Here is a 24131-nt window from a genome sequence, read left to right on the forward strand (position 1 = left end):
TGCGTTCGCTCTCCGCTGCGGAAGCCTGGATGCCGAGCGCTTTGGCGATCTCCCCGCTCATCTCGTCCTGGACGGCAAACACGCCGGCCATGCCACGGTCGAACCGGTTGGCCCACAGATTGTCGCCGGTTGTCACATCGATGAGCTGGGCATTGAGGCGTATCTGCTCGCCGGTGCGGCGGACGCTGCCTTCGACGACGAAGCGGACGCCAAGGTCGCGCGCGACGTCCGCCAGCGCTGCAGGCTTGTTCTTGTAGGCAAACACCGAGTTGCGCGCGATGACGTCGAGACCGGAAAGCTTGGTGAGGTCGGTGATCAGATCCTCGGTGATGCCGTCAGCGAAATAGTCCTGGCTCGGATCACCGCCGAGGTTTGCAAACGGCAGCACGGCAACCGATGGCCGCGATGGCACCGAGAACGTCTGCCATGCGAAAATGCCGGCAAGCACGGCAATCGTCAGGGCGGCGGCGCCTGCCAGGATCATGACGCGCGGACCCGGCCGGTGTGGCGCGGTCACGACCTTGCCCGAGGCCGCGGGATCGAGCAGCAGCCGATACGCGCGAACCGGATCGGCGATGTTCTTGAGGCGCTGCTCGCCAAGGCTGGCAAAGCCGACATCAACCTTGTGGACGGCATGATCGAATGCGGTTCCGGAGATGCAGACTCCGCCTGGCTCGGCCATAGCCTCGAGGCGCGCGGCGATGTTGACGCCATCGCCGTAGATGTCATTTTCCTCGACGATGACATCGCCAAGATTGACGCCGATGCGAAACCTGATGGGGCGGGGGTCGGAGGTGCCCTGGTCTCGGACAGCCATCCGGCGCTGAATCGCGGCAGCGCACTGGACGGCATCGACGACGCTGGCGAACTCGACGAGCGCGCCGTCGCCCATGAGTTTGACCATGCGCCCGTGGAATTCCTTGATCGCAGGATCGACCAGTTCGCGACGGCAACTTTTCAACCGCTCGAGCGTACCGACCTCGTCCTCGCCCATGAGCGTGCTGTATCCGACCACATCGGCGGCAAGGATTGCGGTGAGCCGTCGCTCCATGTGCGGGTGTCCCGCCTCCCTGGTCAAAGCTTCGCCGACGAGCGTATTCTAGTACTACTTTGATTGCGAGCACGCTCGGCACCCTTGGGGCAGCGGTCAATGCAACCACGTACCCCCTCTGGCCACTTACTTTGCGTTCAGCTCCACCATGTAAGGCTTCGCACTCCCAGGGGGCCGTACGCCAATGCTAGACAATTACGAGGTCGACCGGTTTGGGGTGATCCACCAGATCGACGTCACGCCGATCAAATACGACAAGCAATACATGTCCTATTACGAGGATCTGAGCGACCGCACGATCAAGCTCGGCTATCAGCGATTTGGCTGGGTGCTGGGGATCACCGGTGAGATACCGCGGTCGGTGCTCGAGATTGGATATGGTACCGGCACATTTATCGAAGCCGCCAAGATTACCGGAGTTGCCGACTGCGCCGGCTGCGACATCACCAGGTTTCCGCTGCCCAAGGGCGTCCGTTTTGTCGATTGGGAGCAGGCGCTTGCCGGCGCGTGGGATCTCGTCGCCATGTTCGACGTGCTCGAGCACATCCCTGACCTGAGTTTTCTCGCCCGCCTTCAGACCCGCCATCTGGCCATCGCCGTGCCCTATTGCCGCTGGCGTGAGCTCGGCGCCGATGGCGACGCGTGGTTTGAGACGTGGCGCATGCGTCTGCCCAACGAGCACCTGCACCATTTCGACCGGGACTCGCTGGTGGCGCTGCTCGCTGACCATGGCTTCGAATGCGTGACGCTGAATGGCTTCGAGGACGGGATCAGGCTGCGGCCGGGCGAGGTGGGGCCGAATATTCTGTCCGGCTTTTTCAGCAAGCTATAGGCTGGGTTTCTTCGCGGCAGGCGATGCAGGGCACCGGCGCACGGCCCAAGTGATGGCGTCTGGCGAGCCTCGGTATGCGACCCTCCTTGAAAAAGACGAGGCCCGCGAACAGGCCTCGTCTCGTCGATGGCTGGCCTGTCAGCCCTTCTTCATTGCCTTCATGGCCATATCCAGGTGCATCACGCAATCGTCGGCCTTGTTGGCCTTCATGGCCTCCTTTGCCATGTCCATTTCCTTCATGGCCGTTTCCTTCTTCATGGCGTCGCCGGTCATGGCGTCCATGTCGGCCTGCATCTTCATCATCGATGCGTCGTCGCATTTCATCATCGCATCGTCTGCGAACGCCGGTTGAGCGACGACCACTGCCAAAGCAGCTGCTGCAAGGATGGATTTCAGCATGATTTATTCTCCTACCTTTTCCGAAAAGGGGATGAATCTCCCCCTTGTTGTTTCGGTGACAGGTAAAAAACGTTACGCTCGCGGCCAGTTTAATATTTTCGTTCTCTTGGGGAACCGTTCAGGGAAACCAGTTTCACGGAGTCTGCAGGCTAGCGTTGCCGACGGATGTCACCGCCGCTCTTTGACATGCTCCGGGGGCCGTCTGCCTGGCACCTCACCTCTTGGCCTTCACCAGCCGCTCCAGCGCATCCACAATCAGATCGCAGAATTTCGGATGGTCGAGTTTCATCGCCACGGTGTGGCGGAAGTCGGTCTGCTCGCTCGCCGTGCCGCCGAAATGGTGCATGCCGCCCATCTTCTCGAAATTGCAGACCGTCATGCCCTTGGTCCAACGTCCGGCAAGCTCGACGCGGATATCGGCCTTCTCCGTGGTGAAGACGGTCGGGTCGATCATGGCCGCGACGCAGCATGCGTCATGCACGGCGGGATACTCGATCTGCAGCAGGCCGCCATGCGTGGTCGCGATGAATTCCCAGATATCGAGGATGAACTTGGCCATCGGGCCACCGACGGCGCGCACCCGGTCCTGAAGTTCTTTGGTGGCGAGCGCCTGGTGCGTCAGGTCGAGCCCGACCATGGTGACGTCCCAGTTGGCCCGGAACACCACGTCGGCGGCTTCCGGATCGCCATAGATGTTGAACTCCGCCGCAGGCGTAATGTTGCCCCTGGTATAGGCGCCGCCCATGGCGACGACCCGCTTCGCTCGGCTGACGATGCGCGGGTCCTTGCGAACGGCAAGCGCGATGTTGGTGTAGGGACCGACCGGCACCAGCGTGACCGTCTTCGGCTCATGCGCCATGACCGTGTCGATGATGAAGTCGACGGCATGGCGCTTGTCGAGCTCGAACGATGCGGGCGGCAGCACGGGGCCGTCGAGCCCGGTCTCGCCGTGGATCTCGATGGCCAGCACCTGGTCGATGAGCAGCGGGCCGGGAGAGCCTTTCGCCACCGGCACCTTGATGCCATAGGCGGTGCAGACCGAAAGCGCGTTGCGCGTGGTGTTCTCGACATTGTGGTTGCCCGAAACCGTGGTGATGCCGAGGAGATCGATGTTCGGATTGCCTGCCGCAAGCAGGATGGCGATAGCGTCATCATGCCCAGGGTCGCAGTCGAGAATGATCTTCTCCATGGTGGTATTTCCTCCGTCGGCCGAGCCTGCCGCGACTACAGACTGCCGCTACTTGCGCCGTCAAGGTTCTCGCCCTCGGCAACCATAGTGCCAACTGCTCGCTCTTCACAAAACCCATATGCGATGGCCGGAAATTAATTTGCATACAAATGTTTCCGGCCGGCATCGCTACGTGAAGCGTTTCACCGTTGCCGCGCAATCGATCGGTTACAGAACCGGTTCAAGAGCGTGCCCGGGGCAGCGCTCTGCTGCTGCATAGGGGTTACCGATGTTTGAAAGTCTCACCAGAATTCGCGCCGCCTTCGCGCGCGCCAGCAAGCACAGGAAGACCGTGCGTGCACTGAATGCGTTGCCGACGGAGATCCAGAAGGACATTGGCTGGACAGAGTCGAAGGCGATCGATGAGATACGCCTGCCATTCTAGGCGCAGCAATGGTTGCGGCGCCGAAATCGCACACGCTGCATCGCGGCCATGGCAAAGGGAAGGCGGGCTCGCCGCGCTCCATTACACATTTCCAGCGCCGCTAATATAATCGCTCGCTATGGACCGTCCGAAAGCGTACAGTGGCGAAATCGTCGGCCACTGAAAACGGGCGCCGGCGCTTGGGAGCGACCATCGCACTCCGCCCCGACAGGAGGCATTGGCGTCATGGTGGAGCAACCAAGACAGTCCGGCCTGAGCACTGAAGCCCTCGCGGCTTTGGCGCGGGAAACCGGGGCCTCCGAGCAGCAGATACAAGAGATCGCTTCGCTGATCGGCAACGATCGCGCGTCGATCCTGCGGGAAGCGCGCATGGCTGCGGCTGACCGCTCAAAGCGCTGATCCGGAAAAGATGCCGGATGGATTTATGGGGCGTCGCCCCCTGATTTGTCGGTTTTGTACGAAGTACAATGGCTGATTTCGAGTCAGCTATCGTCCAATGACCGTTGCATTTAGCCAGGGCGCCGACGGCTGGGAGATTACATGTGCTCTTGCCCTTGACGGGAGAGAGCGATGGACCAGTCGGTCAGTAAGGAGAAAAGCGGCCTTTTGCGCCGTATGAACCCGGCTGACTTCGCATTGCTTGCACCACATTTGCACCATCGTGTGCTCGACCTCAAAGTCCCGCTCGAAATGGCGGGAGAGCCGATCAAATCGGTCTGCTTCCTGGAAAGCGGCCTCGCCTCGGTGGTGGCGAGGAACCGGCCGGGAATGGATACCGAGGTCGGCATCATAGGTCACGAAGGCATGTCGGGCACGGCTTTGGTGATGGGCGCCGATTGGGCGCCCCATGATTGCTATATGCAGATGCCGGGCGAGGCGGTCTGCATCGATCTTGAGCCGTTCAAGGCAGCGCTGCAGAAAAGCCCGACGCTTCGCGCCTTCCTGCTGCGCTATGCCCATTATCTGCACAGCCAGACCAAATCCACGGCGCTGAGCAATGCCCGCGCCAAGCTTGAGGATCGGCTGGCCAGATGGCTCCTGATGTGTGACGACAGGGTCGTCGGCGACCAGATCCTGATCACCCATGAATTCCTGTCCGTGATGCTCGGCGTCAGGCGTCCGGGCGTCACCATCGGCTTGCAGATCCTGGAAGGGCGCGGCCTGATCCGGTCCAGGCGCGGCGAGATTGTCATTCGCGACAGGGACGGGCTGATCGCTGTCGCCGACGGGTTCTACGGCCAGGCGGAGGCAGAATACGACCGGTTGTTGGGTAAGCTTGGCGCAGTCTCAGGCTGAAAATGGCCGGCGCGAATGCCGGTGAAGCATGTTGCCTGAGCCCGCGCCGGCCATTTGCGGCCATCTGGGGAGAGGCCGCCCGGCATATCTAGCATTGGCCAAACAGTGGGCAACGAGGCGCCGCTGTTTGGTAAAAAACGTACAGTCGAATCGTGTTGAATCGTGGCTTGGCCGGAGTATGAATCTGATGTCGTCGGTCATTGTATGGGGCGCTGGCGCTTGAGAATTCGACAAGCTCCCGCCCCTGATGTACGGGGAAAACCGAAATGGCAGAAGTGCTTTTCGATGTATCCGCCTTCGATTGCGACATCCTGCGCTCTGCCTTCATCAAATCGGTCGTGGAAGGCAACGTTCCGGAAGAGCGGTGGCGTGCGCTTGCCGCCTCGCTGGTTCGCGACCTGACCGGCCAAGAAGACGTCGAGACCGACCTGCTGGATTGGCTCACGCGTAAGTAGCTGGAATCTGACGGCTCTGGTTGGCCGCTACCCCAGCCACCACCACAGTGCCGCCAGCACAACCACGATCGCCGCGATCGACAGCCCCAGCATGATGTAGCTGCCCTTGATGATGTCGCGGATGATCTTCTTGATGCTTTCGCGGTCGTTGAGGTTGGGGAAGGGTTCGTTGGGCAGCGCGACGCCGACGAAGTCGCAGAGCGGCGCCCAGCCGTCGCTGACCTTGAACACAAGCAGCTTTTCCGGCGGCACCGCCGCCTTCACTTCCTCGGTATAGGCGTTGTAGCGTGCGATCGCCTTGGCGCGGTCGTCCATCACGCCGGCCAGCGTGCGGCCCCAGACCAGTTTGCTCGACATGTCGCCGAATTTCCGGCCGAACGGCGTCAGCCATTCCAGGATCTTGAACTGCCAGACATTCTTGGTGAAGTAGATCGTGTCGATGGTGCTTTCGTACCAGGCTTCGGCGCCGCGCGGGTGCAGGGTGAGCAGCACCTTGGCGTCGGGATAGGCGGCCATCAATTCCTGCCACACGCAGCAGCCGGGATTGTCGACGGTCGCAGTGTAATTGGCGAACACCCGGTTCCAGTCATGCTGGCTGCCGGGCGGACTGTTCGCCACCTTGCGCCAGAAATCGAGATGACCCTTGTTGGCTTTGTTGATGATGACTTCCTGCATGTGGTAGCTGGGAAAGCCGAGCCTGTTCAGCGCGGCAAAGGTCGACCACGTGCCGGTGCGGCCGAAGCCGGCCCCGATGAGCTTGAGCGTCATTCTGCATCCCCCTTAGACCGGTCTCTTTTTGTTCGGCCAGCCAGGAATGAGGTTGCATCCGCGCCTTTGGACGCGCAACAATTTTCCACGCGCGGCGATAAAAATGTCTTTGCTTTTCGCTTGGGCCACGCGGAATGGCATTCTGGCTATTCCAGCGGAACGGCGAGCCTGATAATAGGTCAGGTAGATTGACCTAAATTGCGCTGGACAACCCGGCAACATCCAGGGGAGGTGGGCTCTTGAGTTTGATGGACCTGTTGGCGTCGCGCGCCTCGCGCATGAAGGCGTCGGAAATCCGCGAGCTGCTGAAACTGCTCGACCAGCCCGACATCATCTCGTTTGCTGGCGGCATTCCCGACCCGGCTTTGTTTCCGTCGCAAGCCATCGCCGATGCCTATGCCTCGGTGCTGGGCGGCCCGGACGCGGGCACAGCACTGCAATACCAGGTCTCGGAAGGCTATCTGCCGCTGCGGCGCTGGCTGGCCGGCCAGATGGGCAAGCTCGGCATCGCCTGCGATGAGCACAACATCTTCATCACCTCCGGTTCGCAGCAGGCGCTGGATTATCTCGGCAAACTGTTTCTGTCGCCCGGCGATACGGCGCTGGTGACGTGGCCGACCTATCTCGGCGCGCTGCAGGCCTTCAATGCCTATGAGCCGCGCTACGACCGGCTGACACCGGATGGCGGCAACATGACGCCGGCCGCCTACCAGGCGGCGGCTCTAGCTGCTGGCGGCAAGGTGAAATTCGCTTATCTCGTTCCGGATTTTGCCAACCCGACCGGCGAGACGCTGAACCGCGCGCAACGCGAGGCGGTGCTCGATCTTGCCGGTGAGCTCGACATCGCCGTCATCGAGGACGCCGCCTATCGCGCCCTGCGCTATGACGGCGAGGGCGAGCCGCCGATCCTGGCGCTCGACTGCGAACGCTCGGGCGGCATCGAAAACGCCCGCACGCTCTATTGCGGTTCGTTCTCCAAGATTCTGTCGCCGGGCATGCGCGTCGGCTGGGTCTGCGCGCCGCGCCGCGTCGTCGAGCGCCTGGTGCTGATGAAGCAGGCCTCGGACCTGCACAGCCCGTCGATCAACCAGCTGGTCATGCACCGCGTCTCCGAGGCCGTGTACGACGGCCAGGTGGAAAAGCTGATCGGCGCCTACCGCGGTCGCCGCGATGCTCTGCTTGCCGCGCTGGAGGCCGAAATGCCAGACGGTGTGAGCTGGAGCCGCCCCGAAGGCGGCATGTTCGTCTGGCTGACGCTGCCTGAGGGGAGTGACGCCACGGCGCTGCTCGCCCGCTCGGTCAAGGAAGCCCGCGTGGCGTTCGTGCCGGGCAATGCTTTCCACGCCGACGGCACAGGCCGCAACACGATGCGGATGAGCTTTACGCTGGCCGATGAGCGCGCGGTGGGCGAGGGCGTGCCGAGGTTGGCGAAGTTGATGAAGGGTTAGCTAATCTCCCCCCTCGTGGGGGAGATGCCCGGCAGGGCAGAGGGGGGCGCTGTCCCGCCGGCATTTCCAGATTTCTATTGCGACGATCTACTACAGCTTGCCTAGGCCAATTGCAGGTCTAACGGGAGGTCGCGTTTCTTCGTGCCCCCCTCTGGCCTGCCGGCCATCTCCCCCACATGGGGGGAGATCGGCAGCTTCAGCGTCTCACCCCGCCGCCACCAGCTTGTCCTGCGTTCTCGTCTCGAAATCGCCGCCGTCGTGGCGTTCGTGCAGCTGCATCGCCGGATCGCCGAAGGCGCGGTTGACCATGCGGCCGCGCTGCACCGTCGGGCGGGCGTCGATCGCCTTGGCCCAGCGCTGCACATGTTTGTAGTCCTGCACCGACAGGAATTCGGCGGAATCATTGTACATGCGGCCGAGCGCCAGCCCGCCATACCAGGGCCACACCGCCATGTCGGCGATCGAATAGCCGGCGCCGCCGAGATATTCGGTCTCTGCCAGCCGCCGGTCGAGCACGTCGAGCTGGCGCTTGGTCTCCATGGAAAAGCGGTCGATGGCGTATTCGAATTTCTCCGGCGCATAGGCATAGAAATGACCAAAGCCGCCGCCGAGATAGGGTGCCGACCCCATCTGCCAGAACAGCCAGGACAAGGTTTCCGCGCGCGCCGGCTGTTCTGTCGGCAGGAACTCACCGAACTTTTCGGCCAGGTACAAAAGGATCGAGCCGGATTCAAACACGCGAACCGGCGTCTTGCCGCTGCGGTCCAGCAGCGCCGGGATCTTGGAATTGGGATTGATGTCGACAAAGCCCGAGCCGAACTGGTCGCCATCGTTGATGCGGATCAGCCAGGCGTCGTATTCGGCGCCCCTGTGGCCGAGCGCCAAGAGCTCCTCCAGCATGACAGTCACCTTGACGCCGTTCGGCGTCGCCAGCGAGTAGAGCTGCAGCGGATGCTTGCCGACCGGCAGCACCTTGTCATGCGTCGGGCCGGCGATCGGCCGGTTGATGCTGGCGAACGTACCGCCATTGGGTTTCTTCCAGCTCCAGACTTTCGGTGGGGTGTATTCGGTCATGCGAGAAATTCCTTGAATTTGGCGGGGCGGAAACGGCTTCCGCGACAGGCGCGAGACTGACGGCGGAAAAAAGTCGACTCGAAGCTAAGTACTGACAGAGATAGGTGCAATTCAGAAAGGTTCAACTTCCGTTGAACTATTATCAATGTGAACCTCTTCCTTCCCCCCTTGTGGGGGAAGGTGGCCGAGCGAAGCTCGGACGGATGAGGGGTGTTCCAGGGAGCGCCGACGCCTCACTCCGCTGGAACACCCCTCAACCGTCTCGGCGCTATCGCGCCGATCCACCTTCTCCCACAGGGGGAGAAGGAGAAGCCCCCTTGCGTCTCGTGCAGCGCGGCATACCTATAGAGGGTAATCCCCGCCCGCCAGGATGAAAGCATGCCCATAGATCCCGTTTCCCCGCTCTTGCGTTCGGTCGTCGCCGTGCGCGCCACGGTTCCCGACGACGCCTTCACGGCGAACGCACTGGGGACGCGCCGGGAAGGCAGCGGCGTCGTCATTCGCGGCGACGGGCTGGTGCTCACGATCGGCTATCTCATCACCGAGGCGGAAGAAGTCTGGCTGACCGATCAGGATGGCCGTGTCGTGCCGGCACATGCGCTGGCTTACGACCAGGAAACCGGTTTTGGCCTGGTGCAGGCGCTGGCGCCGCTCGGCCTGCCGGCGGTAGCGCTCGGCGATGCCGAAAAGGCCAAGGTCGGCGATCCCGTGGTGTTTGCCGACGGCACCGGCCGCGCGGTCAAGGCGCACATCGTCACCAAGCAGGAATTCGCCGGCTATTGGGAGTATCTGCTCGACGAGGCGATCTTCATCGCACCGGCGCATCCGTCCTGGGGCGGCGCGGCGTTGATCGGCCAGGACGGCAGCCTGCTCGGCATCGGCTCGCTGCTGCTGCAGATGAGCCGCAACGGCGAGGTCGCCGATATCAACATGGTCGTGCCGATCAACCTTCTGACGCCGATCCTTGACGACCTGTTGACGCGCGGCCAGGTGGCGAAGCCGCCGCGCCCGTGGCTCGGCGCCTTCTCGGCCGAGAGCAACGGTGCGGTCGTGGTGATGAGCGTCGCCGAAGGCGGCCCCGCCGCCAAGGCGGGCCTGCGCCAGGGCGACATCATCTCCGACGTGCGCGACGGCGAGGTCGACGGTCTCGCCGATTTCTACCGCAAGCTATGGCAGAACCCGGCAGGGTCGGAGATCCCGCTAAGGGTTGTGCGCGACGGCCGCGAAACCTGGCTCAGGGTAAAATCCGCCGACCGCAACAGTTTTTTGAAGAAGCCGCATTTGCAGTAGGCTTTTCCCTTCTCCCCTTGTGGGAGAAGGTGTCGCCGAAGGCGACGGATGAGGGGTGTTCCAGGGAACGCCAGCGCCTCACTCCGCTGGAACACCCCCCATCCGTCTCGGCGCTGCGCGCCGATCCACCTTCTCCCACAAGGGGAGAAGGCAAGAAGCTCGCGGCGGTTCCCAAGGGGTGAGATGTCCGGAACGAAAACAGTGGGATAGCAGGTTTTGCGCAAGCTACGTCATGGCGGGAAGGGCCGCCACCGGGCGCCTGCTCACGCCCCGCAATCGGTAAAGCTGGCTCCGCTGTCCCACTCGGCGAACGGGACGACCTTGCCTTTCACCGACACGACCTTGTGCACGCTTGTGCCGTCCGGCTGCATCTTGCTGCTTTTGCCCTTGCCGGTCAGCAAATTGTAATCGCAGTCGCTGGCGACATTGTCTTTCATGTAGTCGTGATAATCATAGGCAAAGCCGGCGACGACGAAGGCGCCGTTGCGCCAGGCGATGGTCAGCGTCTGGTCAGTCTTCGCGCCATCGATCGGTATCGCCGGTATATAGAGCTTGATCGAGCCGTTCGGCAGCGCGGTCAGCTCCGGCTCGATGTAGGACGCCTCATAGCCCGGCCGGTCGTAGCCGTTCCATTCGCCATACATTTGCTCCTGCACGATGCCGGCGGGCTTGAGGAAATTGTGATCCTTGTCCCTGAGAAAAAACCGCATATCCATGGCAACGCCGGGTTCTGTCTCGACGATCATCGCCAGGTCGATGGCGCCGTCGCCGTTCCAGTCGCCGGTGGCCGCGGTGATGATCTTTTGGCTTTCGATGGGGTCGGCGAGTGCCGAAGCCGGCAGCAAAAGCGCCAGGCAGAACAACAGCGAACGCATGGCATATCCCCCGAGTTGCAGTCTGCCTTGCCCGGCTCGACCAGTCGGGAAACTGCCATGGGCGTCAGCTCAGGCGCAAGCCTCCTTCGGAAGACGCAAAGGGGGCCGCGGGTCCGTTCGCAAACCAACTGAAACCGGTGGTGGCGGCCGGCCGGAGTTGATATCCCTGCGCCGCTACGAACGAGTTTCCGCGACGCCAGATTAGCGCCGATGCGAAGTCCGGTCCCTTGCCTTGTCAACGCTGCTGACAGAATTGGCATCGACAACTGATACAGCCGGGAAACAAACGAGGTGATGATGGCGCCGATCAAGGTCGATCCGGACAAGGTTCGCGAATTCCCCGATCCGGAAAGTTTTTACGCCTGGCTGCGGGAGAACCACGCCGGTGAAACCGAGGTCTGGATCAAGGTCCACAAGGTCGGCTCGGGCCTGCCTTCAATCACGCCCAAGCAGGCTATCGACGTGGTGCTGTGCTTCGGCTGGATCGATGCGGTGCGCAAGTCGCTCGACGAGAAGAGCTTTCTGCAGCGCTACACGCCGCGCGGCAAAAAGAGCATCTGGAGCAAGATCAACATCGACAACGTCGCCCGGCTGGTCGAGGAGGGCCGCATGACCGAACATGGGTTGCGGCAGGTCGAGGCGGCTAAGGCCGACGGCCGTTGGGACCGCGCTTATGGCTCAGGCAAGGACATGAAGATCCCCGACGATCTGCAGGCTGCCATCGACGCCGAGCCCAAGGCGAAAGAGATGCTGGCAAAACTCAGCGCCCAGAACCGCTTCTCGCTCGCTTTCCGCACCCACAACATGAAGACCGAGGCCGGGCGCAGGAAGAAGATCGAGGCTTTCGTCGAGATGCTGAAGCGCGGCGAGACGATCTATCCGCAAGGCAAGAAGTGACTGAGGACCGGGCGATGACCACCACCACACCCCACTCCGGCAAGGTCGCACTCGTCACCGGCGGCAATCGCGGCATTGGCCTCGAGACCGGGCGCCAGCTCGCGGCGCTTGGCTTCACCGTGCTGCTCGGCTCACGCGATCTCGCCAAGGGCGAGGCGGCGGCGAGACAACTGGGCGGCAAGGTAGAGGCCATCGCGTTGGATGTCGCGTCACCCCACGCGGCAGCACTCGCTGCAGCCGAGATCGAGCGCCGTTTCGCCCGGCTCGACATGCTCGTCAACAATGCCGCCATCCACTACGACCCGCGTGCGCGGGCGCTGAAGCCCGACTGGACGGTGATCCGCGAGGCTTTCGAGACCAATGTCTTCGGCGCCTGGCGCATAGCTGCCGCCTGCGCGCCGCTGCTCAGCGCCTCCGGCCATGGCCGGATGATCAACGTCTCGTCCGAGGGCGGTTCGCTCGCCTCGATGGGCGCCGGCGCGCCGGCCTATTCAACGACCAAGGCGACGCTCAACGCGCTGACCTGCATCCTGGCGGCCGAATTGCGCGGCGCCGGCGTGCTGGTCAACGCCATCTGCCCCGGCTGGGTGGCGACCGATATGGGCGGTCCCGGCGGACGCCCGGTGGCGCAAGGTGCCGCCGGCATCGTCTGGGCCGCGACCTTGCCGGATGACGGCCCGACCGGCGGCTTCTTCCGCGACGGCAAAAGGCTGCCTTGGTGATTGGCTGACCAGGCCTTCCCATTTGGCCCGCACGCCATGCTAAGAAAATAGCATTCTCGCCTTGCGAAATGTGATGCTACCTTCCCGGCGCACCCAGGGCGGAGGGGTTGCCAAGAGGAGAAGTGGCGGGCGCGACGGCCCGAATTTCAGCGAGAATCGGACGGAACTGTTGAACCATTGCAAGGCGGCCGCGTTTCCCGGCGTCGGCCACAAGGGAGGAACCACCTGTGAAAGCATTCTATCTCGTCTCCGCCGCGCTGCTTGCGGCGACTGCGATGCCGGCGGCGGCCGGCGAAATTTCCGACGGCAAGGTCAAGATCGGCATTCTCAACGACCAGTCGGGTGTCTATGCCGATTTCGGCGGCAAATGGTCGGTCGAGGCCGCCAAGATGGCAGTCGAGGATTTCGGCGGCAAGGTCCAGGGCGCGCCGATCGAGATCGTCAACGCTGACCACCAGAACAAGCCCGACATCGCCTCCAACATCGCGCGCCAGTGGTACGACACCGAGCAGGTCGACGCGATCATGGAACTGACGACCTCCTCGGTGGCGCTCGCCGTCCAGGGGCTGTCCAAGGAAAAGAAGAAGATCGACATCGTCACCGGCGCCGCATCGGCAGACCTGACCGGCAAGCAGTGTTCGCCGTACGGCTTCCACTGGGTCTACGACACCCACTCCCAGGCGGTCGGCACCGGTGGCGCGCTGGTGCAGCAGGGCGGCGACAGCTGGTATTTCATCACCGTCGACTATGCCTTCGGCTATTCGCTGAAGGAACAGACCGCAAAGCTGGTTGAATCAAGCGGCGGCAAGGTGCTCGGCGAAGTGCGCTATCCCCTCGGCTCGACGGACTATTCCTCCTTCCTGCTGCAGGCGCAGTCCTCCGGCGCCAAGGTCATCGGCCTTGCCAATGCCGGTCTCGACACGTCCAATACCATCAAGCAGGCGGCCGAGTTCGGCATCGTCGCCGGCGGCCAGCGGCTGGCTGCACTTCTGTTCACCCTTGCCGAAGTGCATGGGCTCGGCCTGCAGGCCGCCCAGGGCGTCGTGCTCACCGAAGGCTATTACTGGGACCGCGACGACAAGAGCCGCGACTTCGCCGACCGCTTCTTCAAGCGCACCAACCGCATGCCCAACATGGTCCAGGCCGGCACCTATTCGGCGGTGCTGCAATATCTGAAGGCCATCGACAAGGCCGGCACCGACGAGACCGAAGCTGTCGCCAAGCAGCTGCATGAATTGCCGGTCGACGACGTCTTCACCGCCAACGGCAAAGTGCAGGCCGACGGCGCGATGGTGCACGATATGTATCTCTACCAGGTCAAGAAGCCCGAAGAGAGCAAGAAGGACTGGGACTACTACACCTATCTGGCGACCATTCCGGGCGACAAGGCCTTCATCAAGGCCGAAGACAGCGGCTGCCCGCTCGTCACCAAGTGACGACGGTAGAAGCTGTAGCCGCCCAGTCGGACGGCACAAAGGACACGCCGCGGGTGGTGCTTTCCGCCCGCGGCCTCAGGCGTGACTTCGCCGGTTTCGTCGCCGTCAACAATGTCGATCTCGACGTCCACCACGGCCAGATCCATGCGTTGATTGGGCCGAACGGTGCCGGCAAGACGACGATTTTCAACCTGCTGACCAAGTTCCTGCAGCCGAGCAGCGGCAGGATCGAATTGCTGGGCAACGACATCACCCGCACCGCGCCGGCCAAGGTGGCGCGCATGGGCCTCGTCCGCTCGTTCCAGATCTCGGCGATCTTTCCGCATCTGAGCGTGCTGGACAATGTCCGCGTCGCCCTGCAGCGGCCGAGCCGGCTGGGCTTCCAATTCTGGCGCTCGCTGTCGGCACTCGACGAACTGACGCCGCGGGCGCGCGAGCTTCTCGCCATCGTCGGCCTCGACGATGTCGCGCATCGTCTGGCCGGCGATCTTTCCTATGGCAGGAAGCGCGTGCTCGAGATCGCCACCACGCTGGCGCTCGATCCGAAAGTGCTTTTGCTCGACGAGCCGATGGCCGGCATGGGGCACGAGGATGTCGGCACCATCTCCGGCATCATCCGCTCGCTGGCAAAAGACCGCGCCGTGCTGATGGTCGAGCACAATCTTACCGTCGTTGCCGATCTCTGCGACTGGATCACCGTCATGCAGCGCGGACAGGTGCTCGCCGCCGGCGACTACGCAACGGTGAGCAAGGACGAGCGCGTCCGCATCGCCTACATGGGGACCGAGCATGAGTGAGCCGCTGCTCGCCGTGCGCGATCTGCATGCCTGGTATGGCGAGGGCCATGCGCTGCACGGCGTGAACCTCGACGTATTTCGCGGCGAGACAGTAACGCTGCTCGGCCGCAACGGCGTCGGCAAGACCACCACCTTGCGCGCCATCATGGGGCTGGTCCGCAAGCGCAGCGGCAGCGTCACCTTCGACGGCAGCGACCTGATGCGCCTGCCGCTGCACCGCGTTGCTCATCGCGGCATCGGCTTCGTGCCGGAGGAACGCGGCATCTTCGCCACGCTGACGGTCGATGAGAACCTGATCCTGCCGCCGGTGGTGGCCAGGGGCGGCATGAGTGTCGAGGAAATCTTCGACCTCTTCCCGAACCTCAAGGAGCGTCGCAACAGCCCCGGCACAAAACTCTCCGGCGGCGAACAACAGATGCTGGCCATCGCCCGCATCCTGCGGACCGGAGTTCAGATGCTGCTGCTCGACGAACCGACCGAGGGCTTGGCGCCGGTCATCATCCAGCGCATCGGCGAATTGCTGGCGACCTTGAAAAAGCGCGGCATGACCATCCTGCTGGTCGAGCAGAATTTCCGCTTCGCAGCCCGCATCGCCGACCGCTTCTATCTGATGGAGCATGGCAAGGTGGTGGAGGGTTTTGCCGTAAGCGAGCTTTCTGCTCACACGCAACAGCTGCACGAGGTGTTGGGGGTATGACGCCATGACGATGATCTTCGGCATCCCCGTCCAGGCTTTGCTCGGCCAGATGCTGGTCGGGCTGATCAACGGCTCCTTCTACGCCATGCTGAGCCTTGGGCTGGCCGTCATCTTCGGCCTGTTGCGCATCATCAATTTCGCCCATGGCGCGCTCTACATGTTCGGCGCCTTCATCGGCTATCTGCTGCTCGTCCATCTCGGCATCGGCTATTGGCCAGCACTGATCCTGGTGCCGCTCGTCGTCGGCGTGTTCGGCATGGCGGTGGAGCGCCTGGCGCTGTCGCGGCTCTACCGCCTCGATCCGCTCTACGGCCTGCTCTTCACCTTCGGCCTGGCGCTGGTCATCGAAGGCGTGTTCCGGTTCTACTACGGTGTGTCAGGCAATCCTTACGCCGTGCCGCCGCGGCTCGCCGGCGGCACCAATCTCGGCTTCATGTTCCTGCCCAACTATCGCGGCTGGGTGGTGGTGGCCTCGCTCATCGTCTGCATCGGCACCTGGCTGTTGATCGAAAAGACCAGGCTCGGTTCCTACCTACGCGCCGCGACTGAAAACCCTGAGCTCGTGCAGGCCTTCGGCGTCAACGTGCCGTTGCTCCTGACGCTCACCTATGGGCTCGGCGCAGCCCTTGCCGGTCTCGCCGGTATCCTCGCCGCGCCGGTCTACCAAGTCAGCCCGCTGATGGGCTCCGATCTGATCATCGTTGTCTTCGCCGTCGTCGTGGTCGGCGGCATGGGCTCGATCCTCGGTGCCATCGTCACCGGCTACATGCTCGGCCTCGCCGAAGGCCTGACCAAGGTATTTTATCCCGAGGCGTCGAACCTCGTCGTCTTCGTCATCATGGCGATCGTGCTGCTCTTGCGCCCCGCCGGCCTGTTCGGAAGGGATGCCTGAGATGAGCGAGGCGACCCTTCACGAGCAGCGCACCGCCGCTTCCGTTCGGCTTGAGCGGGTACTGATAGCATTGGCCATACTGGCGCTCGTCGCCGCGCCCTTCTTCGTCTACCCGATCTTCCTGATGAAGATGCTGTGCTTCGCGCTGTTTGCCTGTGCCTTCAACCTGCTGCTCGGCTACACCGGGCTTCTGTCCTTCGGCCATGCCACCTTCTACGGCGCCGCCGCCTATTTCTGCGCCTACGCCGTCAAGGCATGGGGCTGGCCACCGGAAGCCGGCATCCTGCTCGGCACCGCCGGTGCGGCTGTGCTCGGGCTGGTCATGGGCTTCCTCGCCATCCGCCGGCAAGGCATCTATTTCTCGATGATCACGCTGGCGCTGGCGCAGATGTTTTATTTCTTCTGCGTCCAGGCGCCGTTCACCGAAGGCGAGGACGGCATTCAGGGCGTGCCGCGCGGCACGCTGTTCGGCATCGTCGATCTCAACGTCACGCTCAACATGTATTTCTTCGTGCTCGCCGTTTTTCTCCTCGGCGTCTTCGCCGTCTGGCGCATCGTCAACTCGCCCTTCGGCATGATCCTGCGCTCGATCCGCGAGAACGAGAACCGCGCCATCTCGCTCGGCTATTCGGTCGGCCGCTACAAGCTCGCCGCCTTCGTCATGTCGGCGGCGCTCGCCGGGCTTGCCGGCGCCACCAAGGCGATCGTCTTCCAGTTCGCCACGCTGACCGACGTCACCTGGCAGATGTCGGGCGAGGTGATCCTGATGACGCTGCTCGGCGGCATCGGCACCATGGTCGGTCCTGTCGTCGGCGCCGGCCTCGTCGTCGGCCTGGAAAACACGCTCGCCACCTCCGGCTTCCCGGTGACCATCGCCACCGGGCTGATCTTCATGATCTGCGTGCTGGTCTTTCGCCGCGGCATCGTCGGCGAAATCTACGCGCGGTTTCTGGCGCCGGCCGGCGGCGAGGGCGGCCGCGCTCAATAGGTTATGGTCACCACCACCGTGTCGGTATAGACGCCAGCCGAGGGTGTGGTCTGCGGTGGCACGCGACCGTAGACGGTAAGCGGCTGCGCCGCGCCGGTCCCTGTGCCGGCGACGGTGCTTCCCGGCGTTCCCGCATCGCCCCAGGGCTGCGTCCGCGCCAGGTCCTTGTAGAGGCCGTAGGTGACCCGTTCGGCGCCCTTCGACATCTTGCGGTTGGTCGGCGTGCCGCCTGTCGTGCCGCCATTCAGCGAGACCGTATAGGCGGTCGACGGGGTGCAGGTAACCGAAACCTGGCCGGTGGCGTCGACATTGGCGTCGAGCACGCCCTTGGGGCCGAAATCGATGTTCTGGGTGGCGACCAGGCAATTGGCCGGCACCGTGGCATTGACGGTGAACGTCGGAGACGGCGCCGTAAAGCCGAACCCGGTGTTGCAGCTGTTGCCGAGCAGGTCGTTCTGGTAGCGAAACTCGAGCTGGCTGCCGGAAAACGTCGACAGATAGGTGCCGGGCGGAACCGTCGACTGACCGCCTGTCACCCGGCCATAGATCGTTGCGGTGCCTGATGCGTTGCCGATCAGAACGGGCAGCGCGATGACCGGTGGGCGTGATGCATAGGGCCAGGCATAGGAACCCCACACGACGCTCATTCCGGGGTCCGAATAGAGCTGGTAGTTGAGGCTGTTGGCGCCGCTCACCATCTGCCTGGCTGCTGCCGACGTCGCACCCCCGCTGCCGGCGCCGATATGCGGGCAGACCAGGATGCGCAACACGCCACCGGTGCAATTGATGTTCAACGTCGCCGTCGCGGTGGCAGCGGTGGCTGACAGCGTGTCAATGAGACCGAAATTGATGTTGGTGACGCTAAAACTGCAGCTCTGCGCGCGGGCCAGCGATGGCAACATCGCCACCAGCATGGCAACGATTGCGGCGCGCAGCATTTGGCCTGGCATTGTCATTGGCACACCACGTCCTTGATCGTCACTTGGCGGCCGCGCACCGCCTCGAAGGGGAAATTTGCCCGGCACGAACTGCCGTCGCCGCGATCGACCAGCACTGAATTCTGCCGGGCGAGGCCCTTGATGTAGGCCTGCCCGTCATAGCCGACGACGAAGTCTTCCGCGCCGCCGTCGAGGCGTCCCGGCAGTCCGGCTTCGAGCGGCGTTCCGCTCGCATCGACCAGGGTCACCAGGGCTGCCTGCGCCGCCTCCGATACGCCGAACTTCAGCACCACGCCGTTGCGGTCGGCCGGGACGACGGTCTCCTTGGTGGTCGGAACATCGGCATCGACGGGCAGATTCTTCGGGTCGATGGAGACCGTGTTCAGCTCATAGGAATTGAGACCGGTGACCAGGATGCGGCCTTTGCTGTCGGTCTTTCCGACCGGCCTGTTCTGATGCAGCACCTCGACGTCAGGCGTGCCGACATCGACGACGGCAAAGGCATCGTCGATGCGGTTGGTGGCGAACACGCCGCCGCCGGCGACCGCGATGGCACCGTCCATCTGCCCGGTCACGCGAAAATCCTTGTCGAACTGCTGGGCGGCGGCCGCCAGGCGCGCAAACAGCGCCCGATAGCTGACCGATGCCGAGCGGTTGGGCGTTTCACCTTCCGACGTGCGCAGCCGCCAGCCGATACTGCCGACCTCCGCCTGTTCGGACTTGGCTAGGTCGGCAACGACATTGAAGCCGTCAGGCCCTTGCTCAACGCCTGTCGAGGCTGTGATGTCGTCGTTGAACGGGATCGAAAGCCCGGCGAACACGCCGTAGCTGCTGTCGTCGTCGAGATCGGCAAAGGCCGTGGCGTAGAGCGTGCTGCGCTTGAAGATCGACTGGCTGTAGGACAGGCCGACGATCTGGCTGGTCTCACCTTCGGCGCTCTTCAAATGGGTGTAGGAGAGGTTGAGGCTGGAGAAATCGATCGGCATCGGCACGCTGAGCGTCACCTGGTCGATCGCGCGCGGCACGCCGGCGCTGAAACGGGCGAAGTCGTCGGGGTCGAGAACCGGCTGCGCCGTCACCGAGGCGATGTCTTCATAGCCGCCGAAAGCCCGCTGCATGTGCGCGTTGACCGCCCAGCCGTCATAGCCGAATTCGACGCTGGCATCGACCAGCGAGCCGGTGCGCCCGTCATGATGGCTGCCCGCCACGGCCGCCGACGCCGCACCATAGGGGCCCAGCGGAAAGGCAGCGCCAATGCCGCCATTGATCAGGTCCGCGCCGCCCTCGGCATGGGCTTCCAGCGTCAGCTGGTCGCTCTGGCCATAGCGCGCCGTGGCGACGCCCATGATGCGGCCGTCATAATCGTCGGAGGCGATGCCGAAATTGCGCCGCGCCATGCCCGCCTCGACGGAAAAATCGAGCAATCCCTGGCGCAGCAGCATGTTGGAGGCATAGAACGGCAAGGTGGCGGTGGTCTCGCGGCCGAGGCTGTCGCGCAGCACCACCTGCGCCTGCCCGGCGCCGGTGAACACCGGCAGATTGGTGACCTGGAACGGCCCGGGCTGGATGTCGCCGGAATAGGTGCGCACGTTTTGCGTATAGACTTCGAGTGTCGACGGCACCGCCGCCGTGCCGCCGAAGGACGGCAGCGGCAATGTCACCAGATCCGAACGCAGGCTGAAATTGCGCTGCGCCTGGATGCCGCCGAGATAGACGGGCCGCGTCCACGACAGGCCACCGGAGACGAAGTCGCCGGCCCGGTAGGTCATCAGCCGGTCGGGGTCTGAATAGCTCCAGGTCGTGTTGAGCCGCGTGAAGCCGCCGAACCTGCCGTCGGAATAGCCGGCGATGAACGACTGGCCGAGCGTTCCATAAGGGCTGAAAACACGCGTGTCGAAGCCGCCCGAGATGCCCTGGAACAGTTCGTTGTCGCCGTCGAACAGTGTGTTGGAGCTGGCAAAAAGCGAGTAGTTGAGCACCGCGCCGTAGCCCGATTGCGGCGCCGGCCGGTCCTGCAGGCGCAAGCCGAGATCGACGATGCGCGCCTCGCGGCTGTCATTGGCGGCGGTGACGTAGAGGCGCTGCGCCGCCTCGTCGATCTGGAACGACACGTCCGCCAGCTGGTCGAGCCTGACCAGGCCGCCAGCGTCGGCAGCACCCTCCGGCGACTTCAGCCCGACTTCCTTCAGCTCTTGCGGCGTCGCCGCCAGGCCGCCATCCGGCATTTCGGTGAAATTGCCGATCAGTTTCGTAGAGGCGTCGTTGATGAAAACCTCCAGATAGAGGCTGCGGCCGGCAGGCAGAACGGGATCAAGCTTTTCGGGGTTCGTCACGGCCGGCAGCTCTTGCGAGTTCACTGCCGGGCAAGGTGTGAAAGTCGCCAGCGCTACGATAATCGCGGTGCTAGCGGCCCTTGACGGCAACTTTGGCATCGAAGGGTCCAAGATCGCTCTGTGCCTTCAAAAGCACGGAGCCCGCGGACAGTGATTTGCTGCTGCCGATCGGCCACTGCATGGTCGCGCCGCCCAGCACATAGCCGACAAGCCCGTTTCGGTTGCCGAGCTTCTTGCCGCCCTGGGTCAGCATCAGGTTGGACAGGCGAAAGCGGCTCTCGCCGCTGTTGCTGGCGGTGAGCATCAGGCTTCCGCCATTGCGCGAAAGGCTCCACGCGATCGCCGGCGCGGCTGCGTCGGCGTTGCGGAAAAACACCGGCACCGAATAGCGCAGCGCAAGCGCGACCGTACCGGCCCTCTTGCGCGAGGGGTCCGGCAGTTCGTCGACGATGACGCGGTAGCTCTCTTCGGCCCGCACCGGCGCCTTCGAGACGCGCACGACGCGAACCACGTATTGGGCGTTGGGTCCGAGCTTGGTTGATGGCGGGCTGGCGACCACGACCGTGGTTGGCGTCAGCGTCTCGATGCCGCCGGACTGGCTCCATGCGAAGACCCTGATCTGCACATTGATCGGCCGCTCGGTGTCATCGTTGCTGAGGTTGAGAACCGCCGAGGCGTCAGGAGCGATCAGTTCGAGACCCGTCGGCGCCACTCTGAGCGAAGCGGCGTGTGAGAGACCGGCGCACAGCAACAGAACAGCCGTGGCGCCAATGCATGAAAGCATGGATCGCATGTCGTCCTCGTATTAGCGTCGTTGGTCAGTAGGTTACGGTGATCGCAACGGTGTCGGTGTAGACGCCTGCCGCCGGCGTCGTTTGCGTTGGAACACGGCCATAGACCGTGATGTTCTGCACGCTGCCATTGCCGGTTCCCGAAACCGTTTCGGTGGGAATCGTTGTCCCCCAGAGCTGCGTGCGGGTGCTTTCCCTGTAGATCGTGTAGTTGATTGTCGCCGACGCCGGTCCGGTCATCTTGCGGACCGCGGTGGTCGCGCCCGCGCCAAGCCCGACACCCAGGCCCACATCGTAGGTCTTGCCGGTCGTGCATTGCACGCCAATGGTGCTTGTCTGGTCGACATTCGCATCGATGACACCGTGCGTGCCGAAATCAAGATCGCTTGCCGTCTGCACCTTGCATTCGTCGATAATGGTGATGCGTACCGTCATGTTGCCGGACGCGGTGGCGGCGATCGCGGGCAGGGTTGGAAGCAGCGACGCTCCCGCCAGCAACGCGTATTTCAGCAATCTCATGCGAATGTCCCTCCGTCGGGCAGACTGTTCCTCGCAAACGGTCCTGACCCGGATTTCACCCCTGCAGCTCCTCCCGCTGCATACTCCGCAATGACATCAACGATATCGGTAATGTCAAAGCGAGCTGCGCAATGATTAATCCAACTTAGATTCGGATTCCCATAGATGAATAACTTCAAGGTACATCAGGTGATTTTGGTTAAGATTTGGTTAATAGGTGTAAAATCGACATTTTCCAGAAGTGAAAATTCATCCATCGATAATTTATTTTAGTTGCTTGGCTGAAAAGGCGAAGATCCAAGCTAGATCATCTTAATTTGATAGAATTTTATCTGTCGACTATTATTATCGATTATTTCGCGGCGTATACCGACGCCAAGCGGCCGTCGCCCTCGCCGCGCCGCTGGTCCGCATGGCCCAAAACGCTGTTCCGGCCTGCCCAAGCCTGTGATGCGAGGGCCGCATTCCCCAAAACCGTGTTCCGCCCAGCCCAAGCATCGCCGTCCCGGCTGAGATAAATCCACCGCCGTCGGATCGCGGGGACAACATGCGAATCATTGTTGCCACGCTCGCCCCGGTTTCCTTGGGGAGCGCATCCGCCGGGCGGGAGATGCGCCTGTTGTCCCTTGGAGCCATGATCGCACACCGGTAGCGGCGCGCACCGACTGCCAGACGTCGAGAAAAAGGAAAGACGATGAAGAAGACCTATGAAAAGCCAAGCCTCGAAAAGCGCCAGAAGCTGTCCTCCGTGACAGCGGTGGCCGCGCCGTCGGCCGGCGAGCTCTGAGCTGAAGTCCTGCCTTCAAGATTTTCGAACCAACGGGATAAGGAGAATGGCCATGGATCAGCACGCGAACCCGTCACCGGGCTTCAGGCGCAATCCGGGCAAGGTGATCACCGTCGAGCCCTTCAAGGGACGCGTCGTCGTGTTTGCCAACGGCACCATCATCGCGTCCTCGGCGAAAGCCAAAATGGTGATCGAGCCGCCCCATCTCTTCAGCTTCTACATCCCGTTCGAGGACATCGACTTCCGCAAGCTCAGGAAGACGGAGCTGTCGACGCTGTGCCCCTACAAGGGCGATGCCAGTTACTGGAACGTGCTGCCGGCGGGCGAGGCGGGCAAGGATGCGATGTGGGCCTACGAACAGCCATTCGACGAGATGGCCGGGATTCGCGACCACGGCGCCTTCTATCCCGACCGGGTCACCATCGACGCCGCATCGCGCTGAGCGCGTCATGACTGTCGCCCAAAAGTGCGCCGCGTTTTTGGAGCCAACGACATTGCATGAACAGAGGAATTTTCAGGCCAGCCAAAGCTGCCGTCGCCCGAGGGCGCAGCGGTTTTGCGGCAACGGCATGCCGAAACGAAGACAAAAGGTCATGGACGAAAAGCAGAGAGCCATCCTCGACGAAATCCCGCGTCTGCGCCGCTATGCGCGCTCGCTGCTGCGCGATCGCGATTCCGCCGACGATCTCGTCCAGGACTGCCTGGAACGGGCGCTGCTGCGGCTGGACAACTGGCAGACGGGAGAGAGCCCGCGAAAATGGCTGTTCACGATCATGCATCATCTGTTCATCGACCAGATGCGCAAGGTGAACCGGCGTGGCGAGGCCTCGATGCTGCCGCTGGAAGCCGGCGAGGTGCAGGCCTCGCCCGCCGATCAGTTGGAGAACGTCGCCGCCCGCGAGATCATCGACGCGCTGCAGGCGATCAGTCCCGACCGGCGCGCCGCCCTGACCATGGTCGCCATCGAGGGCTTCTCCTATGCCGAGGCCGCCGAGATGCTCGGCGTACCGGCCGGCACTCTGATGTCGCGCATCGCGCGCGGCCGTGACGAACTGCGCGGCCTGCTCGAGGACAATGCGCGCCGCCGCGCGATAAGGATCGTCGAACCCGGGCCGGGCCGGGCGGCTCCAATCAGGGCGCCCATGGCATGAGGAACCCCGATCGCTCGATGACACACGGCATGATACGAGCCGATTGCAGGCTTTGCGCCTCGTGCGGGCACGCATCCGGTAA

27 protein-coding genes are annotated in these 24131 nt (G+C 63.1%); 17 read left to right on the forward strand and 10 right to left on the reverse strand.

Features of this window, described 5'->3' with window-relative positions:
• Nucleotides 1-1051 (reverse strand): adenylate/guanylate cyclase domain-containing protein (locus H0241_RS23160; RefSeq protein ID WP_181060160.1); only part of this gene is annotated, 1051 nt, incomplete at its 3' end.
• A 217-nt stretch (nucleotides 1052-1268) separates the two neighbouring features.
• Between H0241_RS23160 and H0241_RS23165 the strand changes: the two genes are divergently transcribed.
• A complete protein-coding gene (locus tag H0241_RS23165; protein ID WP_328824794.1) occupies nucleotides 1269-1883 on the forward strand; it encodes a class I SAM-dependent methyltransferase in 615 nt (204 codons plus the stop codon).
• A gap of 138 nt (nucleotides 1884-2021) precedes the next feature.
• Here the strand turns inward: H0241_RS23165 and H0241_RS23170 are convergent, their stop codons facing one another.
• Nucleotides 2022-2282 carry a hypothetical protein gene (locus H0241_RS23170; protein WP_181060162.1) on the reverse strand — a complete coding sequence of 87 codons (261 nt, stop codon included), beginning with the start codon at nucleotides 2280-2282 and terminating at the stop codon, nucleotides 2022-2024.
• A gap of 214 nt (nucleotides 2283-2496) precedes the next feature.
• Complete coding sequence (locus H0241_RS23175) at nucleotides 2497-3471, reverse strand: nucleoside hydrolase (RefSeq protein WP_181060163.1); 975 nt, start codon at nucleotides 3469-3471, stop codon at nucleotides 2497-2499.
• Nucleotides 3472-3739: 268 nt separating this feature from the next.
• Between H0241_RS23175 and H0241_RS23180 the strand changes: the two genes are divergently transcribed.
• The 4 genes from H0241_RS23180 (at nucleotide 3740) to H0241_RS23195 (ending at nucleotide 5646) form a co-directional block, all read left to right on the forward strand.
• Complete coding sequence (locus H0241_RS23180) at nucleotides 3740-3895, forward strand: DUF1127 domain-containing protein (RefSeq protein WP_181060164.1); 156 nt, start codon at nucleotides 3740-3742, stop codon at nucleotides 3893-3895.
• A gap of 225 nt (nucleotides 3896-4120) precedes the next feature.
• Nucleotides 4121-4294, forward strand: a complete 174-nt coding sequence (locus H0241_RS23185) for a hypothetical protein (RefSeq protein WP_181060165.1) — start codon at nucleotides 4121-4123, stop codon at nucleotides 4292-4294.
• A 171-nt stretch (nucleotides 4295-4465) separates the two neighbouring features.
• A complete protein-coding gene (locus tag H0241_RS23190) occupies nucleotides 4466-5191 on the forward strand; it encodes a Crp/Fnr family transcriptional regulator (protein WP_181060166.1) in 726 nt (241 codons plus the stop codon).
• Between the two features lie 266 nt (nucleotides 5192-5457).
• Entirely contained in the window at nucleotides 5458-5646 is a 189-nt protein-coding gene (locus tag H0241_RS23195) for a hypothetical protein (protein WP_181060167.1), read from the forward strand.
• Nucleotides 5647-5673: 27 nt separating this feature from the next.
• On the opposite strand, the gene H0241_RS23200 is transcribed toward H0241_RS23195, so the two are convergent.
• Nucleotides 5674-6414: a sulfotransferase family protein gene (locus H0241_RS23200; RefSeq protein ID WP_181060168.1), complete on the reverse strand. Its 741-nt coding sequence runs from the start codon at nucleotides 6412-6414 to the stop codon at nucleotides 5674-5676.
• 248 nt (nucleotides 6415-6662) lie between these two features.
• Between H0241_RS23200 and H0241_RS23205 the strand changes: the two genes are divergently transcribed.
• Nucleotides 6663-7862 carry an aminotransferase-like domain-containing protein gene (locus H0241_RS23205; protein ID WP_181060341.1) on the forward strand — a complete coding sequence of 400 codons (1200 nt, stop codon included), beginning with the start codon at nucleotides 6663-6665 and terminating at the stop codon, nucleotides 7860-7862.
• A 204-nt stretch (nucleotides 7863-8066) separates the two neighbouring features.
• Here the strand turns inward: H0241_RS23205 and yghU are convergent, their stop codons facing one another.
• Nucleotides 8067-8936, reverse strand: coding sequence for a glutathione-dependent disulfide-bond oxidoreductase (gene yghU / locus H0241_RS23210; RefSeq protein WP_181060169.1), 870 nt, complete (start codon nucleotides 8934-8936; stop codon nucleotides 8067-8069).
• 378 nt (nucleotides 8937-9314) lie between these two features.
• On the opposite strand from yghU, the gene H0241_RS23215 reads away from it, so the two are divergent.
• Nucleotides 9315-10226, forward strand: a complete 912-nt coding sequence (locus H0241_RS23215; RefSeq protein ID WP_181060170.1) for a S1C family serine protease — start codon at nucleotides 9315-9317, stop codon at nucleotides 10224-10226.
• A 263-nt stretch (nucleotides 10227-10489) separates the two neighbouring features.
• On the opposite strand, the gene H0241_RS23220 is transcribed toward H0241_RS23215, so the two are convergent.
• Nucleotides 10490-11101 carry a hypothetical protein gene (locus tag H0241_RS23220; protein WP_181060171.1) on the reverse strand — a complete coding sequence of 204 codons (612 nt, stop codon included), beginning with the start codon at nucleotides 11099-11101 and terminating at the stop codon, nucleotides 10490-10492.
• Between the two features lie 297 nt (nucleotides 11102-11398).
• Between H0241_RS23220 and H0241_RS23225 the strand changes: the two genes are divergently transcribed.
• The 7 genes from H0241_RS23225 to H0241_RS23255 all read left to right on the forward strand — a co-directional run bounded on the left by H0241_RS23225 (nucleotide 11399) and on the right by H0241_RS23255 (nucleotide 17530).
• Nucleotides 11399-11998, forward strand: coding sequence for a YdeI/OmpD-associated family protein (locus tag H0241_RS23225; protein WP_181060172.1), 600 nt, complete (start codon nucleotides 11399-11401; stop codon nucleotides 11996-11998).
• Nucleotides 11999-12012: 14 nt separating this feature from the next.
• Nucleotides 12013-12720, forward strand: a complete 708-nt coding sequence (locus H0241_RS23230) for an SDR family NAD(P)-dependent oxidoreductase (RefSeq protein ID WP_181060173.1) — start codon at nucleotides 12013-12015, stop codon at nucleotides 12718-12720.
• 227 nt (nucleotides 12721-12947) lie between these two features.
• Nucleotides 12948-14156, forward strand: a complete 1209-nt coding sequence (locus tag H0241_RS23235; RefSeq protein ID WP_181060174.1) for an ABC transporter substrate-binding protein — start codon at nucleotides 12948-12950, stop codon at nucleotides 14154-14156.
• Nucleotides 14153-14953, forward strand: coding sequence for an ABC transporter ATP-binding protein (locus H0241_RS23240; RefSeq protein ID WP_181060175.1), 801 nt, complete (start codon nucleotides 14153-14155; stop codon nucleotides 14951-14953). The genes H0241_RS23235 and H0241_RS23240 overlap by 4 nt, the downstream gene beginning before the upstream one ends.
• Nucleotides 14946-15650: an ABC transporter ATP-binding protein gene (locus H0241_RS23245; protein WP_181060176.1), complete on the forward strand. Its 705-nt coding sequence runs from the start codon at nucleotides 14946-14948 to the stop codon at nucleotides 15648-15650. The genes H0241_RS23240 and H0241_RS23245 overlap by 8 nt, the downstream gene beginning before the upstream one ends.
• Nucleotides 15651-15654: 4 nt before the next feature.
• The gene (locus H0241_RS23250) at nucleotides 15655-16542 is read left to right on the forward strand and encodes a branched-chain amino acid ABC transporter permease (protein WP_181060177.1); all 888 of its coding nucleotides are present in this window, start codon (nucleotides 15655-15657) and stop codon (nucleotides 16540-16542) included.
• 1 nt (nucleotide 16543) lies between these two features.
• The gene (locus H0241_RS23255) at nucleotides 16544-17530 is read left to right on the forward strand and encodes a branched-chain amino acid ABC transporter permease (RefSeq protein ID WP_235984431.1); all 987 of its coding nucleotides are present in this window, start codon (nucleotides 16544-16546) and stop codon (nucleotides 17528-17530) included.
• Here H0241_RS23255 and H0241_RS23260 read toward each other — a convergent pair.
• From H0241_RS23260 to H0241_RS23275, 4 genes are read right to left on the reverse strand one after another with little or no spacing between them, the layout of a single operon-like run.
• Nucleotides 17524-18468: a Csu type fimbrial protein gene (locus H0241_RS23260; protein WP_181060342.1), complete on the reverse strand. Its 945-nt coding sequence runs from the start codon at nucleotides 18466-18468 to the stop codon at nucleotides 17524-17526. The two genes, H0241_RS23255 and H0241_RS23260, sit on opposite strands and share 7 nt — an antisense overlap.
• Before the next feature lie 14 nt (nucleotides 18469-18482).
• On the reverse strand, nucleotides 18483-20900 hold the full coding sequence (locus H0241_RS23265; RefSeq protein WP_181060179.1) for a fimbria/pilus outer membrane usher protein: 2418 nt from the start codon (nucleotides 20898-20900) through the stop codon (nucleotides 18483-18485).
• Nucleotides 20872-21594 carry a fimbrial biogenesis chaperone gene (locus H0241_RS23270; RefSeq protein ID WP_181060180.1) on the reverse strand — a complete coding sequence of 241 codons (723 nt, stop codon included), beginning with the start codon at nucleotides 21592-21594 and terminating at the stop codon, nucleotides 20872-20874. The genes H0241_RS23265 and H0241_RS23270 overlap by 29 nt, the downstream gene beginning before the upstream one ends.
• 25 nt (nucleotides 21595-21619) lie before the next feature.
• Nucleotides 21620-22111, reverse strand: coding sequence for a Csu type fimbrial protein (locus tag H0241_RS23275; RefSeq protein ID WP_181060181.1), 492 nt, complete (start codon nucleotides 22109-22111; stop codon nucleotides 21620-21622).
• A 694-nt stretch (nucleotides 22112-22805) separates the two neighbouring features.
• Here H0241_RS23275 and H0241_RS36470 point away from each other — a divergent pair.
• The 3 genes from H0241_RS36470 (at nucleotide 22806) to H0241_RS23285 (ending at nucleotide 24049) form a co-directional block, all read left to right on the forward strand.
• Nucleotides 22806-22898, forward strand: a complete 93-nt coding sequence (locus H0241_RS36470) for a putative RiPP precursor (RefSeq protein ID WP_407941767.1) — start codon at nucleotides 22806-22808, stop codon at nucleotides 22896-22898.
• Nucleotides 22899-22950: 52 nt separating this feature from the next.
• Nucleotides 22951-23340, forward strand: a complete 390-nt coding sequence (locus H0241_RS23280) for a DUF427 domain-containing protein (protein WP_181060182.1) — start codon at nucleotides 22951-22953, stop codon at nucleotides 23338-23340.
• 151 nt (nucleotides 23341-23491) lie between these two features.
• On the forward strand, nucleotides 23492-24049 hold the full coding sequence (locus tag H0241_RS23285) for an RNA polymerase sigma factor (protein ID WP_181060183.1): 558 nt from the start codon (nucleotides 23492-23494) through the stop codon (nucleotides 24047-24049).
• Nucleotides 24050-24131 lie beyond the last annotated feature (82 nt).

It is taken from the genome of Mesorhizobium neociceri (assembly GCF_013520985.1).
Taxonomy (GTDB): Bacteria; Pseudomonadota; Alphaproteobacteria; order Rhizobiales; family Rhizobiaceae; genus Mesorhizobium; species Mesorhizobium neociceri.

Coding starts and splice junctions, on each gene's coding strand:
- H0241_RS23170 (WP_181060162.1), bottom strand. CDS start 2,282: ATGCTGAAATCCATCCTTGCAGCAGCTGCTTTGGCAGTGGTCGTCGCT.
- H0241_RS23175 (WP_181060163.1), bottom strand. CDS start 3,471: ATGGAGAAGATCATTCTCGACTGCGACCCTGGGCATGATGACGCTATC.
- H0241_RS23180 (WP_181060164.1), top strand. CDS start 3,740: ATGTTTGAAAGTCTCACCAGAATTCGCGCCGCCTTCGCGCGCGCCAGC.
- H0241_RS23185 (WP_181060165.1), top strand. CDS start 4,121: ATGGTGGAGCAACCAAGACAGTCCGGCCTGAGCACTGAAGCCCTCGCG.
- H0241_RS23190 (WP_181060166.1), top strand. CDS start 4,466: ATGGACCAGTCGGTCAGTAAGGAGAAAAGCGGCCTTTTGCGCCGTATG.
- H0241_RS23195 (WP_181060167.1), top strand. CDS start 5,458: ATGGCAGAAGTGCTTTTCGATGTATCCGCCTTCGATTGCGACATCCTG.
- H0241_RS23200 (WP_181060168.1), bottom strand. CDS start 6,414: ATGACGCTCAAGCTCATCGGGGCCGGCTTCGGCCGCACCGGCACGTGG.
- H0241_RS23205 (WP_181060341.1), top strand. CDS start 6,663: ATGGACCTGTTGGCGTCGCGCGCCTCGCGCATGAAGGCGTCGGAAATC.
- yghU (WP_181060169.1), bottom strand. CDS start 8,936: ATGACCGAATACACCCCACCGAAAGTCTGGAGCTGGAAGAAACCCAAT.
- H0241_RS23215 (WP_181060170.1), top strand. CDS start 9,315: ATGCCCATAGATCCCGTTTCCCCGCTCTTGCGTTCGGTCGTCGCCGTG.
- H0241_RS23220 (WP_181060171.1), bottom strand. CDS start 11,101: ATGCGTTCGCTGTTGTTCTGCCTGGCGCTTTTGCTGCCGGCTTCGGCA.
- H0241_RS23225 (WP_181060172.1), top strand. CDS start 11,399: ATGGCGCCGATCAAGGTCGATCCGGACAAGGTTCGCGAATTCCCCGAT.
- H0241_RS23230 (WP_181060173.1), top strand. CDS start 12,013: ATGACCACCACCACACCCCACTCCGGCAAGGTCGCACTCGTCACCGGC.
- H0241_RS23245 (WP_181060176.1), top strand. CDS start 14,946: ATGAGTGAGCCGCTGCTCGCCGTGCGCGATCTGCATGCCTGGTATGGC.
- H0241_RS23250 (WP_181060177.1), top strand. CDS start 15,655: ATGACGATGATCTTCGGCATCCCCGTCCAGGCTTTGCTCGGCCAGATG.
- H0241_RS23255 (WP_235984431.1), top strand. CDS start 16,544: ATGAGCGAGGCGACCCTTCACGAGCAGCGCACCGCCGCTTCCGTTCGG.
- H0241_RS23260 (WP_181060342.1), bottom strand. CDS start 18,468: ATGCTGCGCGCCGCAATCGTTGCCATGCTGGTGGCGATGTTGCCATCG.
- H0241_RS23265 (WP_181060179.1), bottom strand. CDS start 20,900: ATGCCAAAGTTGCCGTCAAGGGCCGCTAGCACCGCGATTATCGTAGCG.
- H0241_RS23270 (WP_181060180.1), bottom strand. CDS start 21,594: ATGCGATCCATGCTTTCATGCATTGGCGCCACGGCTGTTCTGTTGCTG.
- H0241_RS23275 (WP_181060181.1), bottom strand. CDS start 22,111: ATGAGATTGCTGAAATACGCGTTGCTGGCGGGAGCGTCGCTGCTTCCA.
- H0241_RS36470 (WP_407941767.1), top strand. CDS start 22,806: ATGAAGAAGACCTATGAAAAGCCAAGCCTCGAAAAGCGCCAGAAGCTG.
- H0241_RS23280 (WP_181060182.1), top strand. CDS start 22,951: ATGGATCAGCACGCGAACCCGTCACCGGGCTTCAGGCGCAATCCGGGC.
- H0241_RS23285 (WP_181060183.1), top strand. CDS start 23,492: ATGGACGAAAAGCAGAGAGCCATCCTCGACGAAATCCCGCGTCTGCGC.